Raw genomic sequence first — 16,231 nt, forward strand, 5'->3', positions numbered from 1 at the left:
AGCCAATCGGGGAACTTCCTGACCGGCCAAATCGATTGGCATATGCTGGGAGGCATGGCCCAGCAGCTTCCCCTTGACGAGCTCAGCATGCTTATTGCCCGCATCCGCGGACTGTTGCTGACCGAGGAGAAAGTGGTGGCAGCTGTCCACTCCCTGGCCCGGGCCGCCAAAGACTCTGTACCGGGAACCATCGGCGCCGGCGTCTCCTTGCTGGATTCGCGCGGCACGCGTACCAGCAGCGGCTACACGGACAGCATTGTCCAGCAGGCCGACGCCGTGCAGTACGAGCTCGGGGAAGGTCCGTGCCTCACCGCCTGGGCAACGGAGCAGCCGGTGCTGGTCCGCGACGTCCACGGCGAGCACCGCTGGCCGGAATGGCGGCGGGCCGTCCAGCAACTGCCTGTCCGTTCGGTGGTGACCGCTCCCCTGATCGCCGGCAAGGAAGCCATCGGTTCGCTGAAGCTCTACTCCGCCGGCCCGCATACCTATGACGGCTCCAGCGGACGCCTCCTGGAGCTTTTCGCAGCACCGGCAGCCACCCTTATCGCGCACATCCAGGCCAGCGAAGCTCCGCAGAAGCTGACCGAGGGGCTGCGCCAGTCGCTCTACAGCCGGGACGTGGTTAACCGCGCCTGCGGAGTCCTGATGGAGCGGCAGGGCGTCCCCCACGAGGCGGCCCTGCGGCAGCTCATCAAGGAAGCCAGGGACCGCGGCGCCACCCTCCAGCAGGTGAGCGAGGCCGTCCTGTCCGGGCCGCCGGCGCCCAGGGCCTAGGACCGCCGCTATGGGCTTCGATCCGAACGAACCGGAACAGCGGCGGCGCCTCCGCGCAGCGATGAAGGCGGCGGACATCCCGCTGTCCGAACTGTGGCTGAAATACTTCAGCCTGTCCGGAGATGCCGGCGAATACGAGGTGGAAGCGTACCTGCAGGGACTCCTCTCACTCCCGTCCATCCAGCGCGACCTGCTGGCGCTGGCTGCCAACGAACTGATCGATGACCTCCCCCGCCCTCGGGCCCCGTACTCGGATGATTTCAGCGAGGAACCCGGCCACACGGAGCCCGTCATCGCGGAGCCTGCCCAGGATTCCGGCGCAGCCACCGGGCAGGGCCCGGTTGAAGAAGGATCAGGCGACGACAGCGGCCTTGCTGGCGGCCCGGATGGACTGGCGGAGACACCGGAAGGATAGTCCGGGCTAACACACCGGGGTTCGCCTGCGGCCCCACCCAACGGCTCAATGCCGCGCCACCTCCTTCCGTCGCTACCGCCCTCCTGCCCACCACCCTCCAGCCCGCCGACCGCCTACCCTCCTCACCCAGCCACGGGTGTGTGATGAGTTTCACCTGCAATATTCGGCCATCTGGTTGGGCGGCCCCCGAAGCCCTGTGCACTATGGAAGGGCAGGGCTGGAGAATATCCGGCTCTCGACCCACCTGGTGAAGCAATGAAGCGCACCGGTGCGCCCCCGGCCGCCGACGCCTCAGAGCTCGACCAGGCCGCTTCCCGGCTTCCCGCCGGGGTACCCAGAAAGTACAGAACCGTGAATCCCTTGCCACCGCATGGGCCCGGTGTGATTGCTCACATTGCGGCTCGATTGGTTGCCATCTCTGGCAGCGGCATGCACCATGGAAGAACGGGAATGCGCTTTCCCACCTGATTGCCTCACCGACGAGGACCCGGCCTGTTCAGCCAGGCCGCCCACCGCAAGAAATGGAAGTTGAATAATGACGTTCGATGCCACTCACTCCGTAACCCTGAAGATCTGGGACAAGGCAGCCCTCCACCACACCCTTGATGCCGCCATCACCGATCTCTCCTCCCGCCACAACACCACCACCTGCCAGGTGGCCGTGACCTGCAGTGGCCCGAACACCTTCACGCTGAGCCTGCGCAACAGCGGCGCCCTGGCCACCGCCTAGGCAACCAGCACCGCACGGAAGCGGACGACGACGGGCCCTCCCGTCGTCGTCCGCTTTCTTTTTGGCCCCTCCCGCCGCCAGGCGTCCATTAGGAGAGGCAGCCAGCAGAGCAGGAAACCAGCAAAGCAGGGCGTCCAGTAGAGTCGTGGCAAAACCCGCGACCCAAAGGTTTGGAAGATGCAGGCTGGCGGTAATTCCATGCGCATGCCCTCGTCGGACCCCGAAGCCGGGCAGGCTGGGCCGGCGCCCGTTCGGGCCAGGCTGGCCGTTGTTCCGGCGGTGATGCTGTCGGCCGCTGGATTCCTCCTGTTCGCCCGCGAAGACCGGATCTCCGGCTTCCTCCTCCTGGCGGCCGCCCTTATCCTCGCGGGGTTCCTCAGCCGGAAGCTGGTGATCGACCTGGCCCTGATCGCCGTGGGACTGACCGCCATGAGCCTGGTGCCCATCACCACGGACATCAGCACTGAACACATGGCCGTCATGGGCACCGCCATGGTGCTGGCGGTGGGCATCCCCTACGCCGCCTCACGTTTCATTACCAAGGACCACGCCATCCGGTTCCCCATCCGGACCGGGCAGCCGTGGACGCGGGCGGAAAAGTGGTACCTGCCGGCGGTCCTGGTGATCGGCTACGCCCTGATGCCCGTGTACATGATCCGGACCGGCGTCTACGAGAACTGGCCCGCGGTCAGTGACGCTGACGGCATAGCCCGGCTCTTCCTGGGCACCAACGTCCTGGGCATCTGGGACGAACTGTTCTTCATCTGCACCACCTTCACGCTGCTCCGCCGGCACCTTCCGGACTGGCAGGCCAACCTGCTCCAGGCCGTGCTGTTCACCTCGTTCCTGTGGGAACTCGGCTTCCATGCCTGGGCGCCGTTCTTCATTTTCCCGTTCGCCCTGCTGCAGGCCCGGCTGTTCACGGTGACCAAATCGCTGTCCTACATTGTCAGCGTCCACCTGCTGTTCGACTTCGTGCTGTTCCTGGTCCTGATCCATGCGCACAACCGCGAATGGATCAACATTTTCCTGTACTGACTACCTCCCACTGCGCGTGATGCACGTCACACGAACAAGACCGTGACGATCTCCCGCCCTGCTGCGTCTTACCTGTAACGGCGCAAACCCGCGCCTGGAACAGAACGCCAACCGAGCAGGAGTGACCTAATGACCACGCAGACAAACGCCAGCACGCAGCAGACCGGCAACGCAGCGCAGGCCACCACCGCACCGGGTACCGCCGGGCAGAAGAAGCCGGCAGCTACCCACTCCCTGGGCACGGCCGAAGGCCACGACGGCCGTGGCCGCACCACCGTCGCCGACGGCGTAGTGGCAAAGATCGCCGGCATCGCCATCCAGGAAATCGACGGCGTCCACGCCCTGGGCGGCGGCGCTGCCCGGGCCATCGGAAACCTCCGCGAGCGGGTGGGCCAGAAGGACCTCACCCAGGGCGTGAGCGTTGAAGTGGGCCAGACCCAGGTGGCCGTGGACGTGACCCTGGTGGTCGAGTACCCGCACCCCCTCCAGCAGGTGGCGGACAACGCCCGCGACGCCGTCTACTCCGCGGTGGAGGACCTGGTGGGCATGGAAGTCACCGAGGTCAACATCACCATCACGGACATCCATGTTCCGTCTGAGGACAACGACGATGAGGCTGACGACGCCGGCCACGAGCCGAGGGTGGCATGACCCCGGTCATCGGCGGCGCGGCAGCCGGAGCAGTCCTGGCGATAGTGGCGCTGGCCTTCGGATTCTGGGGCTTCATCCTGACCCTGCTCTTCATGGGCATTGGTGCGGTCCTGGGACGCGCCGCCGAGGGCCGCCTGGACCTGGCCGAGGTGTTTGACGCCCTGCGCGGCCGCCGCACGTCGTCGTGAACCGCCAGGGCCACACCCGCATCGCCCCGGCCGCCCTCCGGAAAACCGTGGAAGCCGTGACGTGCCAGGCGTTCGACGTTCCCCACACCGACGTTTCGGCGTCGCTGCGGGACGATGCAGGGAAGCTGGGGGTGGACCTCCTGGTCCGCCTGCCGGCACCAACCCTGATGACGCCAGCCTCGGAGGGCCGGCCAGCCCTGTTTGAACAGGCGGAAATTGCCCGGCTGAAGATTTCCTTCATGGGGCGCCAGGTCACGGGCATGGAGATCGGAAAAATCAACATCAGGCTCGGGGCTGCATGAGAAGCCTTCCCGCGGCGGCACACAGGCTGCCCGCGGCCAGGGCGGCAGCACCGAATATCAGCAGCACATCCAGCAACCCACCAGGAGGTCACCGTGGGCACGGCCCGAACCCATAGCAGGATTGTCCGGCGGGAAACGCATTCATCGCGCGCCGGGTTGTCCGCCGCCACTGCGGTGCTCCTCCTGGTCGCCTTCCTCTGGCTGGGAACCGAAAGCGTCCTCGCCCTGTTGGGACAGGACGCCCTGGTGGCCAGCCCCGGCCGGCTTGCCGACGCCGCGGCCACAGCGCCGCAAACCACGCAACCGGCCGAACTGACCGCGGCCGGGGTTGCCGCCGCCGTCCTGGGACTCACGCTGCTGGTGGCGGCCCTCAAGGGCGGCCGCAAGGGACGCCGGGCCATGGACGGCGACCGGGCCGCGGTGGTGGTTGACGACCAGGTCATCGCCGCGGCCGTCTCGCGGCGGGTGCAGCTGACCGCCCAACTCGCCCCCGAACAGGTGGCCACCACCATCAGCCGGGCCCGCGCCCAGGTAGCCATCCGGCCGACGTCGGGCGCTCCCCTGGACCGTGAAGCCGTCACCCGGGCTGCCGAAAAGGAGATCGCTTCCTGCCGCCTGGGACGGAAACTCAGCACCGATATCCGCATCGCCACCGAAGGAGCACTGGGACGATGAACCACACCAACCGAGCCCTGAACCGCTTCTTCCTGGCCGCCACTGGACTGGTCCTGCTGGCCGCAGGCACCCTCACCGCGGGTGCCGGCATGGACGCCGGCGTCCGGGACCGCTGGAGTTCCGTCAGCACCAGCCTATTGGGGGGCTGGCGGAACCTCCGGGGCACCGCACCCCTGCAGGAACCCCTGGGCAGCTGGTGGGCACTGGCCGTGCCCGCCGTACTGCTCCTCGGCGCCGCGGTCAGCATCATGTGGCTGACCCGGCAGGGCGGCGGGCGGACCAGCGAGGCAGCCCGGCAGCGGGACCCCGAACTCGGGGACACCGCCGTCGACATTTCCTACCTCGAATCCGCCGTGGAGGCCGCGCTGGAAGGCAACCGGGCCGTCGTCGGCAGCTCAGTGTCCGCCTGGCGCGGACGCGGCCGGCGGCGCACCACAACCCAAGGACTGCGAATCACCCTGCAGGCACGGCGCGGAGCATCTCCGCGTGAGGTGGCCGACCTCGCCGAGGCACTGGTCACCGGCATGGAAACCCTGCTGGGCCATCGCACCACCGTTCTGGTCCGAATAGCAGGTGGAACCAGGACCCGGCTGGCGGGTGCACACCGCACCAGCTAGCAAAGGCTGCTGTGTTTCGGACACACAGGAGCACAACAGGAACACCGAGAGAAGGGCATCACCATGGGACTCGACGACAAGATCAACAACGCCGCCACCAACCACGCGGGCGCCGCCAAGGAAGGCGTAGGCAAGCTCACGGGCAACGAACGGCTCGAGCGCGAAGGCCAGCACGACCAGGCCCAGGCGAAAGTCCAGGAAGCCGGCGAGAAGGTCAAGGACGCTGCCAAGGACATCGGCCACAACCTCAAGGAAGCTGCGGAGAAGGTCAAGGAAAGCTTCCGCAAGGAGTAGCCAGCCCCTGGACGGCAGGCGCGTTGCAGCCAACCACGGCGCAACGCGCCCTGCCGTCAGTCCGTTCGAACGGCGCACTTCTTTCACGCCCAGCAGGCATGATAGCGCCGATAATGAAAGCAGAGTCAGGTGACAGGAACACCCTTGGTGCGGGACCAGTTGGACCTGGTCCCCGATGCCATCCTGGCCGGAAGGGCAGCCGACGGCGATACAGCGGCTTTCGAGGCCCTCGCCCGGCGGTACGGGCCGCACATGCGGGCATGCGCCCGCCGGCTGACCGGACAGTACGCCGATGCCGACGACGTGGTCCAGGAAGCCCTGGTCCAGGCCTGGAAGCAGCTTGAATCGCTGCGCGAACCCGCTGCAGTGAAGGGTTGGCTGCTCCGGCTGACGGGCAGCAGGAGCATCGACTACCTGCGCCGGCGCAGGAACCACACCAGCCTCTCGGCGCTGGAAGAGGGCGGAGCAGGAATGGAACCTGCAGCCACCGGGCCCAGCCCCGAGTCGTCCGCCGTGGCGGCGTCGGGTACCGAAGCCCTGAAGGCTGCCTTGTCCCGGCTGCCCGAGGAACAGCGCCGCTGCTGGGTACTTAAAGAGTTCAACGGACAAAGCTATGAGCAGATTGCGCAGACCCTGAACATCAGCCCAGCCAGTGTCCGGGGCCGCCTTGCCCGGGCCCGGATTACACTGGTCCGCGAAATGGAAGGATGGCGATGAGCATCCCCCACGACACGTTCGAGTGCGGGCACACGCTCGAGGAGTTGAGCCAGTACCTGGATACCGGCGAATTCCCCGATCCCCGCCACCTCGAGACCTGCCCTGATTGCCGCAACGGCCTCGACTCGCTGCGCCGGCTCTCCACCGCCGGCAGCGAGCTGTTCAGCAACGACCTCGCCGAGGCCGGCAGCGGCAACGACGACTGGATGAAGAACATCCTGGCCAACCTCAAGCTCGAGCTCCGGCCCGGGCGTTCCATCCCGCTGCGGTCCGGGCACCCGGCGGACACCCTCACCGAAACGGAAGGCTCGGTCCTCGCCCTGGTCCGTTCCGTCACCGACCTTGCGCCCGGGGCCGTGGCAGGCAGGGTCCGGCTTGAAGGAGATGTCACCGTGCCGGGCGAAGCCATCACCGTCAACCTGGACCTTGCCGTCGCCTTCGGCAATCCACTGCTGGGCAGCGCGGAAGCGCTCCGGCAGCACCTCGGGGAAGCCCTGGCCCGGCACACCGAGCTGAACATCGCCGCCATCGACATCACCGTCACGGACGTGATCGACATTCCCCGGGAGGAACCATGACAGTGCCGACGCAGCCAACTCCCGCGCAGCGGGAAGATGTGCCGGACGAACTTCCGGGCAAGGGACAGGAAGTGGAACGCAAAATTGGGCAGGCAGGGCAACCGGGCGCCGCTGCGGCGGGGTCCCTGCGCGCCGCCGTCCTGGGCGTGGAGGGCGTCACTGACGTCTTTCCGTCCCGGCCCCTGTGGCAGCGGCTGCCAGCCGGAGCCCTGTCCCTGCTGCAGCAGGCAGCGGGCCAGCAGGGTACCGGCAACCAGGGCGCCGGAGATCCCGACGACGGCCCGCTGGTTGAAGCCCGGGCGGAGGGCAGTGCCACGGACGTAACAGTCCGCATCGGCGTGGGTGCCGACGCCCGGACTCCGGACGTGGTGCGGGCGGTGGCCGCGGTGGTCCGCGCCCACTTTGCGCCCGCGGAGGTTTCGGTCAAGGTCACCGTGGCGCGCATATCCCCCGAGTAGCGGCAGCTGTGCACGTGCGGCGGCAGCGCATCCTCACACGCGTTAGGTAAACTGCAGCATCACTGTTGTTTGCCACCAGAGGATCACCATGAATCGCAAGGCCACCGCACTGGACGTCGCCAAGCTGGCCGGTGTTTCGCGCAGCGCCGTCTCACTGGTCCTCAACGGACGGGGCGACGGCAACGTGGCGCTGGAGAGCCAGCAGCGGATCCGTGAAGCTGCGGCCACCCTGAACTACACGCCCAACAAGATCGCGCTCAGCCTGCGGAACCGGCAGTCCCGGATCATCGGCATTGTCTCGGACCAGGTGGTCACCAGCCCGTTCGACGGCAACATCATCGCCGGAGCGGACGCCGTGGCCCGTGAACATGGCTTCGTCACCGTGGTGATGGACACCGAACTGGACGGGTCCCGGGACGAAGGGGCTGTGGAAACCCTGCTGGACCGGCAGGTGGACGGGCTGATGTACGTCACGGTGGGCCTGCGTCCCCTGCACGTGCCGGCGAACATGGAGCGGGTGCCGTCCATCCTGGCCAACTGTTTTGATGACCGGCCCGAAGCCGGCGTTGGGGCGGTGATCCCGGACGAGGTCCGGGGCGGGCGGGAGGCCGCCGAGCACGTCATGTCGCTGGGCCACCGGGACATCGCGTTCCTGGCCGGTGACTCGCTCACCCCCGCGGCGCCGCGCCGGATCCAGGGCTACAGGGACGCGTTCCTCCGGGCAGGGCTGCCAGTGAACGAAGCCAGGGTGCTGCAGGTGGGCTGGGACATCGACGCCGGTTTCCACGGTGCCATGAAGCTCCTGGACGGCGCCGAGGCTGGCCGCCGCCCCACCGCCATCCTGTGCGCGAACGACCGCCTGGCCATCGGCGTGGTGCTGGCCTGCTACCGGCTGGGCCTGAGCGTCCCACAGGACATCTCCGTCATGGGCTACGACGACGAATTCCGCGTGGCCAAATCCATGGTGCCCGCACTGAGCACCATGGCCCTGCCGCTGCGCGAGATGGGCGCCGCCGCCATGACCGCCCTGCTGGGCGATGTCACGCACCACCGGACGCATGTGGCAGAAGGCAGTGAGACAGACGGCGCGCCAGGCGGCAGCGGCACCGAAACGATGGTGCCCTGCCGCCTGGTGGTCCGCGAGTCCACCGGCCCGGTTCCCGAGGGACGCTAAACCGGCGATAGAACCGGACGTTGGCTGCCGGCGCTAGAGCCCAGCGCTAGGGCTGGCTGAGCTCCCACACGTCTGCCGCGGCGCCGGCCGGAAGCAGCAGCTGCCACTTCTCCCCCGCCGCCGGGTACGCGCGGAGGGTGGTGGCCACGGCCCCGGCGCGGTAAACCTCCACCAGCGAGGCGTCCACGTAGATCCGCAGTTCCTCCCCGTCGGCAAGGGGTCCGCTGAAGACGGTCTGTTGCCCGTCCCCGCCCGCCAGCAGGAGTTCGACGACGGCGTCCCCGGCGCCGGCTTCCAGACCACCGGCGGAGTGGGTCACCACTGCTTCCGCGAAGGGCGGCAGTTCCACGCGGCCTTCGGCCGAGCGGGCCACCTGGTCACCGCGGTAAGCCTCGATTTCCGGGGCCGGCGTGACCGCCAGCGTCCCGTCCACCACAGAAAGCTCCCGCGGGAAGGTGAGCACCCCGGCCCAGCCTGCGGCGTCGATCTCTTCCTGGCTGCGGCCACGGCGCCCGTCGCGGCCAGGCCCCTCGTTGGCCCAGCCCCACAGCAGGGCGCGGTCCTCCAGGGCAAGAACCTGCGGGGCGTAGAAGTCCCGGCCCTGGTCCGAGGATCCGCCGCTGCGGGGCGTGAATACCGGCAGTCCCGTGGCGGGGTCTTCGGTGAGCGAGCCGATCAGGTGGCCCACCCCATTGGCGTGCTCGTGGGCGTCGCCGGAGAGCCACAGCGAGAACATCGCCACCCAGGTCTCCGCGCCGGAGCTGTCCGGGACCCGCACCAGCTGCGGGCACTCCCAGATTTCAGCGGGGGTGAACTGCGATGCCACAGGGTTTTCCGTGGTGAGCCAGATGCCCTGGTACTTCCAGTCGGACAGGTCCTCCACCGTGTAGAGGAGCAGCGCAGCGTGTCCGTTCGCAAGGCCGGCGCCCTGCATGGCGTACCGCTTGCCGTTGAAACGGAAGATGAAGGGGTCCCGCACGGCCGTGACGTCCCCGCCGTCGGGCATCCGTGCCGCAACGTGCCCTGTCTGGTCCCAGTCCACCAGGTCCTGCGAACCGCGGGCGATGACCACCTCTGAGTGCCCGCCGTCGCCGCGGACGCCCGAGTACGCTGCGGTGGGGACACCGGCGTCGTCGGTCACCACGCCCGTCCAGCAGCCGTACTCGTCCGGCCCGCCCGGCTGGGGACGCAGCGCCACGGGGTGTTCTTCCCAGCGCATCAGGTCCGCCGAGCTCACGTGGCCCCAGGCGATCCGGTGGTGCCGGGCCGAATCCGGGTTGTACTGGAAGAAGACGTGGTACCGGCCGTTGATGAAGCTGATGCCGTTGGGATCGTTGATCCAGCCCTGGGCAGGACGCGGGTGGAACCGCGGGAAGGCTGCATCGGGGTGGGCGGCGGCGACGTCGTCGAAGGAGATGGCGGCGAGGTCCGGGGTGGGCATGGTGGAGCCTTTCAGGGTGGAGGAAGGGAGGAAGTTACTTGCCGGTGCCGGCGGTGAGGCCGGCCTGGAGTGCGCGCTGGCCGAACATGAAGACCACCAGCGCCGGGATCATGGACAGGACAACGCCTGCCAGGACCACCGAGATGCTGCCGGTGCCCAGGTTGCCCTGGAGCGAGACGAGGCCCAGCGGAAGCGTGAAGTTCTGTTCGGAGATGGTGAGGATGAGGGGCCGGAAGAACTCGTTCCAGTGGAAGTTGAACGCCAGGATCCCCACGATTGCCATGCCGGGCATGGCCAGCGGCGCGTAGACCGAGCGGAAGGTCCGCCAGGGTGAGGCACCGTCGATCGAGGCGGCCTCGGCCAACTCCGTGGGCAGTCCCAGGAAGTACTGCCGCATCAGGAAGGTGCCGAACGCCGTCGGGATGGCCGGCAGGATCAGCGCCAGGAGGGTATCGGACAGGCCCATGCCGCGGATCAGCATGAACACGGGCACGATGGTCACCTGCACCGGCACCATCATGGTGGCCAGCACGATGGAGAACAGTGCGCCGCGGCCCCGGAACTTCAGGTGGGCGAAGGCGTAGCCGGCCAGCGCCGCGGACACCATCTGGCCCACGGCGATCAGGCCGGTGACCAGGGCGCTGTTGAGGACCAGGAGGAAGATGTTCAGCTGCTGGAACACCTGGCCGTAGGACGTGAAGTCAGGGTTCCAGGGGATGAACGACGGCGGCAGCTTGAAGGATTCCGACGGCGACCGCAGCGAGGTGGACAGCGTCCACAGCACCGGTCCCAGGGTCAGGGCCGCGGCGATCAGCAGCAGGAGCACGCGGAGGGCGGTGTTCCAGCTGAACCTGCGCCGGTTGGTGCGGACGGCGGGGAGTCCCGCGGAGAGCCGGGGCGTGGGCCCGGAGGCCAGGCCGTGCTCAGTGGTGGTGGTCATGGCTGGCCTTACTGGTAGAAGACGAATCGTTTGCTGAGCCGGAACTGCGCGGCCGTGATGGCCATGATGATCAGGGTGAGCAGCACGCCGCTGGCGGATGCCTGGCCGAATTCGAGCCGCTGGAAGGCCGATTCGAAGATCACCATGACGGCGGTACGGGTCGAGTCGCCCGGGCCGCCCCGGGTGAGGACGTACGGCTGGTCGAACACCTGGAGGGCGCTGATGATGGCCATCACGGACGCCACCAGAGTGGTGGGGCTGAGCAGCGGAAGCGTCACGTGGAGGTGCTTGCGCCAACCGGTGGCGCCATCGATAGATGCGGCCTCGTAGGTCTCCACCGGGATGGAGGCCAGGCCGCCGATGAACAGCAGGAACGAGAAGCCGAAGTTCTGCCAGACGTAGACCAGGATCACGACGGCGGCGGACCCGCCGGGGGTGGTCAGCCACGGGACCGCAGGGATGCCCACCAGGGACAGGAGCCAGTTGACCACGCCGAACTGTTCGTTGAAGAGGTACCGCATGAAGATGGACACCGATGCTGCGGAGAGGATCAGCGGGAAGAAGAAGGCGGAGCGGAAGAACACCCGCATCCACGCCGGCATCTTCTCCTGCACCATGATGGCCAGCGCGAGGGCCAGCCCCAGCTGCAGGGCCACGGCCACCACCACGAACACGATGGTGTTCACGAACGACACCCGGACGGTGGGATCCTGCACCACTTCGGCGAAGTTGTTGAAGCCCACGAAGGACGGGGCCGAGATGATGTCCCAGCGGAAGAAGGCAAGGACCACGGACGCCACGATGGGGATCAGCGTGAACAGGCCCATGCCCAGGATGGTGGGGGCCAGGAAGACCCAGGCCAGCCAGCGCTGGCTGTGGCGGTTGCCGGGGGCGCCTTTCCTGCCCCGGGCCGGCGCGGGCTTGTCCGGCCGGGCTGCCTGCCGCGGCCTCTCCCGCGGCGGGATGGTGGTGCTCATGGCTGCCTCCTCAAGGCAATTTCAAGGTCGCGCTGCATCGATGCCAGGGCCTGCTTGAGCTGCTGTTCGTCGCCGCTGACGGCGAGTGAGACGTTCTTCATCAGGGCCGTTTCGACGGCGGCCTGCTGGGGCGGCGCCGGGATGGGGCCGGTGGTGGGGAACCTGTCCAGGGTGTCGTAGAAGACCTTCCAGTGCGCGGGTCCCTTGCCGGCGTAAAGCTTCTCGTTGACCATGGAGCGGCGGGCCGGCGTGGTGGCGGGGTTGGGGAAGATCAGTTCCATTGCCTCGCGGCTGGAGCTGAACTTGATCCATTCCCAGGCGGCGTCTTTGTCCTTGGCGGTTTTCATCATGGCGTAGCCGGCGGTGCCGAACTGGTGCCGTTGCGTCTTCCAGCGCGGGAAGAACTGGACATCGAAGCCGTCTTCGGCCATGCCTGCCTCGTGCAGGCCCTGCACCCAGTAGCCGCCGGCAGGCGTGGTGCCGATCCGGTTGGAGGCGAACAGTCCCACCAGGGAGTTGCCGCCGCCTTCTTCGGGGCGGACACCGAGACCGTCCTTGACCAGGCCGCGGAGGTAGTCGAAGGATTCGAAGACACGGTCATCGTTGGCGTTTGGTTCCAGCCACTGGTAGCCGCCGGAACGGAGGCTGCGGGAGGGATCGCTGGCGTAGAAGCCGTCCCAGAGCCAGTCTCCGCCGGTGGACCGGGTCTCTTTGAGGAAGCTGGTGTCGTTGGCGTAGAGCCAGGGCACCACGCCGCCGAAGAGCCGGTTGGTCCAGTAGTACGGGGTGAAGTCCGAGGGCCGGGCCTTGCGCATGGCGGCGAGGTTGCTGCGGAAATCGAGATGCGTCCAGTCGTCCGCGGGGCGGTCCAGTCCCGCTTCCGCGAACGCCGCGGTGTTGTAGTACATGTTGGCCGCGTTCCAGTCCATGGGGAGCTGGTAGAGGCTGCCCTTGTACATGAACGCTTCCACCAGGCTGGGGTGGACATCGGTGAAGAACTCCCGCATGTCCGCGGCGTCACGGCGGATGTAGTCGTCCAGCGGGTGGGCCAGCTTCTCGGCGAAGAGCTGGGCGCCTTCGGTGGCCACGTACACCACGTCCGGCGGGGTGCCGGCAGCCACCATGGTGAGGATCTTTGTGAAGAAGTCCTTCCAGTCCACGGCCTGGATGGCCTGGACCTTCACCTTGATATCCGGGTGGATGCGGCTGAAAGCGTCAATGGCTCGCTGACGGGCGGCGGCGTCCGCCGCGGTGCCCAAAATGGCGATGCTGAGGCTGTTGTCCCCGCGGCCGGGAATGTCCGTCCCGGAGAGCCGCGGCCACGACGCCACGGATGCTCCGATGATTCCAGCTCCCAGGGCACCAAGGGCGGTGCGGCGGGTGATTTGCCGCAGCTGCCCGTTTATGGCTCCGGTCATGTCTAGTTCCTTCCTAACACGTGTTAGGAACTGTAGACCTGCCACCTAACACGTGTCAAGCGTCACACAGCCTTCGCCTTCGAGAGTCATTTTTTGGGCAGTCCACGCCGGGGCCGTACCCTACTTAGGATTACCTAAGAAAAAGGATCCATTCAGTGCCTGTGACCTACCGCGACCCCTGGGGCATTCCGCATCTTCGCGCCGGCTCCGCGGATGAGTTGGCGTTCCTGCAGGGCAGTAACGCCGCAGCTGACCGTTCCTGGCAGATCGAGGTAGAGCGTTGGCGGTCCGAGGGCCGCACCGCCGAACACCTTGGCAGTGACGGTCTTTTGTGGGACAGGTTCGCCCGCCAGGCGCGCATCAATGACACCGCCCGCCGCTGCTTCGACAACCTGGACCGGGAAACGCAGCGCTGGGTCACGGCCTACGTGGACGGCGTCAACGACGCACTGTCCCGCGGACGCCGGCAGGCGCAGGAGTTCCGGGACACCGGCACCGAACCCGGGCCGTGGAAGCCGTGGACCCCGCTGGGTGTCTTCCTGGTCCACCACATCCTGTTCAGCACCTTCCCGAACAAGCTCTGGCGCGACCATGTGGCCCACACGCTCGGGCCCGATGCGGTGGACCTGTTCAGCATCGAGGCGCCGGTGTGGGCAGGCAGCAACGCCTGGGCGGTCAATGGAAGCCTGGCCGCCGGCGGCTCTCCCCTGCTGGCCGGCGACCCGCACCGGCTCATGGAGTTGCCCGGCGTCTACCAGCAGGTGCGGCTTGCCTGCCCCGAGTTCGACGCCGTGGGGCTGGCTTTTCCCGGCGTCCCCGGGCTGCCGCACTTCGGCCATGCCGGCGCGGCAGCGTGGGCGGTCACCAACGCCATGGCCGATTACCAGGATCTTTACCGCGAGCAGTTGCGCCGGGACGGCGGGACCCTGCACGCCCTTGGCCCCGACGGCTGGGAACCGGTGGCGGCGGACCATGAGGAGCAGATCCGGGTCCGAGGCGGCGCCACCGAGGCGGTCCAGGTTGTGGAGACTGTGCGCGGTCCCCTCATCACCAGCGGGTACGACGGCGGCACGCTGAGCCTGCGAATGCCCTCGCGGGTTAGCGGACGGCTGGGTTTCGAGGCCCTCCTGCCGCTGCTGCGGAGCCGGTCCGCAGCGGATGTGGAGGCGGCGTTCGGCGCCTGGGTGGAGCCGGTCAACTGTGTCCTGGCCGCCGATTCGAGCGGCGGCGTCCGGCAGTTCGTGGCCGGTGCAGTCCCCGAGCGGAACCATGGGAACCGGGTGCGCCCCGTGCCCGCCGAAGCCCGGGAGCATCAATGGACCGGCGGCTGGGTGGCGCTGCCGGCCGCGGATGTGGAAAGGCTTGCGGTCAACGCCAACGACCGCGCGTCCGGCGGCGGCCGCCTGACCGGACTGGAGTTTGCCCCTGCGCACAGGGCAGACAGGATCCGCGAGCTGTTGGAGGAAGCAGGGAGCGGCCTCGATGCCGATGCCATGCAGCGCATCCATACGGACACCAGGCTGGGGTCCTGGCCCGCCTTAAGGGCAGTGTTGGAACGGTGCGGAAATGCCGCTCCCCTGTCGGCGGCAGCGGCGGACCTTCGCAGCAGCCTGCTCGGATGGGACGGTGACATGCGGGCGGACAGTTCCCGGGCAGCTTCCTTTGCCGCCTGGCGCTCGGCGTTCGTCCGCGCCCTGGCCTCCGCTCCCCTGCTGGCTCCGCTGGCCAAACCCGCGGGCCACTCGCCGCTGTTCAGTCCCTGGCTGGACCCGGTGTCCAGGGTGGGTTTTGCACTGGAAACCCTCGTGGCGAAAGGTGACGCCGCGGGCCTGGATGTGGCAGCAGCGGCGGCCGAGGCGCTCGAGGCGGCGGCAGCGTCGCCGTCGTCCGCGGCCTGGGGCAGCACCCACACTGTCCTGCCGCTGCACGCCTTGGCGGACCACCCGTCCGCCGGCGCAAAGGCACCGCGTGTCCCCATGACCGCGCTGTCCGGTGACACGGGCTGCGTGCTGTCCACCGAAAGCCTGCCTGGCGTCACCGATGCATCGTTCCGAGGACCGGTGGCCCGCTACGTATGGGACCTCGGCGACAGGTCACGGAGCAGGTGGGTGGTCCCGTTCGGGACGTCCGGAGATCCCGGAGATGCGAACTTCCTCAGCCAGCTGCCGCTGTGGGCCGCCGGCGAACTGCTGCCGGTCATCACGGACTGGGACCAGCTGAGCAGGGAGAACCATGACGAAGGAGAATCATGATGGGCACTGACGCTTCAGGCCGCACGAGTGAGGCCGTCTACGTGGAGGAGCTGGAGGGCCTGGGCATACTCAGGTTGTTCCGGCTGTCGCCGGAGGACGACGCGGACCTGATCCACAGCTGGGTGCGTGAGGAGCGGGCGAAGTTCTGGGGCATGAACGGCTGGAGCCGGGACGAAGTCCGGGATGTCTACCGGTTCCTGGACAGCCTGGACACCCATCACGGCTACCTGATGGTAGTGGATGGTGAGCCCGCGGGCATCTTCCAGACCTACGAGCCGCAGCACGATCCTGTGGGCGAGGTGTACCCGGCACGGCCGGGCGACACCGGCATCCACCTGTTCCTTGCGCCCACCGAAGATCCGGTGCCCAATTACACGCCGCGGCTGGTGGCGGGGCTGATGCGGTTTGCCTTGTCCGATCCGGCGAAGGACAGGGTGGTGGCAGAGCCGGATGCCCGGAACAGCAAGGCCATCAGCCGGCTGGCCGGTTTCGGGTTCGAACAGGGAGCCGTGGTGCAGCTCGCCGAGAAGGAGGCACAGCTGATGTTCCTGGGCCGGGCAGCGTTCGAGGCACGGACCGGGCTGTAACGCGC

The 16,231-nt window shown here is 67.9% G+C and carries 20 protein-coding genes; 16 read left to right on the top strand and 4 right to left on the bottom strand.

Features of this window, described 5'->3' with window-relative positions; all coding sequences use genetic code 11:
• Positions 1-54 precede the first annotated feature (54 nt).
• From BLT71_RS18240 to BLT71_RS18305, 14 genes are all read left to right on the top strand, one after another.
• Entirely contained in the window at positions 55-774 is a 720-nt protein-coding gene (locus tag BLT71_RS18240; RefSeq protein WP_091724168.1) for a GAF and ANTAR domain-containing protein, read from the top strand.
• Between the two features lie 10 nt (positions 775-784).
• Positions 785-1,189: a hypothetical protein gene (locus BLT71_RS20840; RefSeq protein ID WP_231994357.1), complete on the top strand. Its 405-nt coding sequence runs from the start codon at positions 785-787 to the stop codon at positions 1,187-1,189.
• 535 nt (positions 1,190-1,724) lie between these two features.
• Positions 1,725-1,919, top strand: a complete 195-nt coding sequence (locus BLT71_RS18250) for a hypothetical protein (protein ID WP_091723135.1) — start codon at positions 1,725-1,727, stop codon at positions 1,917-1,919.
• A gap of 177 nt (positions 1,920-2,096) precedes the next feature.
• Positions 2,097-2,957 (top strand): CPBP family glutamic-type intramembrane protease, encoded by an 861-nt coding sequence (locus BLT71_RS18255; RefSeq protein WP_091723136.1) that lies wholly within the window; start codon positions 2,097-2,099, stop codon positions 2,955-2,957.
• A gap of 129 nt (positions 2,958-3,086) precedes the next feature.
• A complete protein-coding gene (locus BLT71_RS18260) occupies positions 3,087-3,608 on the top strand; it encodes an Asp23/Gls24 family envelope stress response protein (protein ID WP_091723138.1) in 522 nt (173 codons plus the stop codon).
• Positions 3,605-3,796, top strand: coding sequence for a DUF2273 domain-containing protein (locus tag BLT71_RS18265; protein ID WP_091723139.1), 192 nt, complete (start codon positions 3,605-3,607; stop codon positions 3,794-3,796). Before BLT71_RS18260 ends, BLT71_RS18265 begins: the two co-directional genes overlap by 4 nt.
• Positions 3,793-4,098 (top strand): hypothetical protein, encoded by a 306-nt coding sequence (locus BLT71_RS18270; RefSeq protein WP_091723141.1) that lies wholly within the window; start codon positions 3,793-3,795, stop codon positions 4,096-4,098. The genes BLT71_RS18265 and BLT71_RS18270 overlap by 4 nt, the downstream gene beginning before the upstream one ends.
• A gap of 93 nt (positions 4,099-4,191) precedes the next feature.
• Complete coding sequence (locus BLT71_RS18275; RefSeq protein ID WP_091723143.1) at positions 4,192-4,773, top strand: hypothetical protein; 582 nt, start codon at positions 4,192-4,194, stop codon at positions 4,771-4,773.
• Positions 4,770-5,390, top strand: coding sequence for a hypothetical protein (locus tag BLT71_RS18280; RefSeq protein WP_091723145.1), 621 nt, complete (start codon positions 4,770-4,772; stop codon positions 5,388-5,390). The genes BLT71_RS18275 and BLT71_RS18280 overlap by 4 nt, the downstream gene beginning before the upstream one ends.
• Positions 5,391-5,453: 63 nt before the next feature.
• Entirely contained in the window at positions 5,454-5,684 is a 231-nt protein-coding gene (locus BLT71_RS18285) for a CsbD family protein (protein WP_045731032.1), read from the top strand.
• Positions 5,685-5,813: 129 nt separating this feature from the next.
• Positions 5,814-6,401: an RNA polymerase sigma factor gene (locus tag BLT71_RS18290; protein WP_231994359.1), complete on the top strand. Its 588-nt coding sequence runs from the start codon at positions 5,814-5,816 to the stop codon at positions 6,399-6,401.
• Complete coding sequence (locus BLT71_RS18295; RefSeq protein WP_091723147.1) at positions 6,398-6,979, top strand: anti-sigma factor family protein; 582 nt, start codon at positions 6,398-6,400, stop codon at positions 6,977-6,979. The genes BLT71_RS18290 and BLT71_RS18295 overlap by 4 nt, the downstream gene beginning before the upstream one ends.
• Positions 6,976-7,437 carry a hypothetical protein gene (locus tag BLT71_RS18300; RefSeq protein ID WP_091723149.1) on the top strand — a complete coding sequence of 154 codons (462 nt, stop codon included), beginning with the start codon at positions 6,976-6,978 and terminating at the stop codon, positions 7,435-7,437. Before BLT71_RS18295 ends, BLT71_RS18300 begins: the two co-directional genes overlap by 4 nt.
• Before the next feature lie 88 nt (positions 7,438-7,525).
• Positions 7,526-8,611 (top strand): LacI family DNA-binding transcriptional regulator, encoded by a 1,086-nt coding sequence (locus BLT71_RS18305; RefSeq protein WP_091723151.1) that lies wholly within the window; start codon positions 7,526-7,528, stop codon positions 8,609-8,611.
• A gap of 46 nt (positions 8,612-8,657) precedes the next feature.
• Here the strand turns inward: BLT71_RS18305 and BLT71_RS18310 are convergent, their stop codons facing one another.
• From BLT71_RS18310 to BLT71_RS18325, 4 genes are read right to left on the bottom strand one after another with little or no spacing between them, the layout of a single operon-like run.
• Positions 8,658-10,052 (bottom strand): glycoside hydrolase family 32 protein, encoded by a 1,395-nt coding sequence (locus BLT71_RS18310; protein WP_091723152.1) that lies wholly within the window; start codon positions 10,050-10,052, stop codon positions 8,658-8,660.
• A 34-nt stretch (positions 10,053-10,086) separates the two neighbouring features.
• Entirely contained in the window at positions 10,087-10,992 is a 906-nt protein-coding gene (locus BLT71_RS18315; protein WP_091723154.1) for a carbohydrate ABC transporter permease, read from the bottom strand.
• A gap of 8 nt (positions 10,993-11,000) precedes the next feature.
• Positions 11,001-11,969: a carbohydrate ABC transporter permease gene (locus BLT71_RS18320; RefSeq protein ID WP_091723156.1), complete on the bottom strand. Its 969-nt coding sequence runs from the start codon at positions 11,967-11,969 to the stop codon at positions 11,001-11,003.
• Positions 11,966-13,387, bottom strand: a complete 1,422-nt coding sequence (locus BLT71_RS18325; protein ID WP_091723157.1) for an extracellular solute-binding protein — start codon at positions 13,385-13,387, stop codon at positions 11,966-11,968. The genes BLT71_RS18320 and BLT71_RS18325 overlap by 4 nt, the downstream gene beginning before the upstream one ends.
• A gap of 155 nt (positions 13,388-13,542) precedes the next feature.
• On the opposite strand from BLT71_RS18325, the gene BLT71_RS18330 reads away from it, so the two are divergent.
• Positions 13,543-15,639, top strand: a complete 2,097-nt coding sequence (locus BLT71_RS18330; protein ID WP_091723158.1) for a penicillin acylase family protein — start codon at positions 13,543-13,545, stop codon at positions 15,637-15,639.
• Positions 15,636-16,226 carry a GNAT family N-acetyltransferase gene (locus tag BLT71_RS18335; protein WP_231994360.1) on the top strand — a complete coding sequence of 197 codons (591 nt, stop codon included), beginning with the start codon at positions 15,636-15,638 and terminating at the stop codon, positions 16,224-16,226. The genes BLT71_RS18330 and BLT71_RS18335 overlap by 4 nt, the downstream gene beginning before the upstream one ends.
• The last annotated feature ends 5 nt before the right edge of the window (positions 16,227-16,231 follow it).

Source organism: Pseudarthrobacter equi (assembly GCF_900105535.1).
GTDB lineage: Bacteria > Actinomycetota > Actinomycetes > Actinomycetales > Micrococcaceae > Arthrobacter > Arthrobacter equi.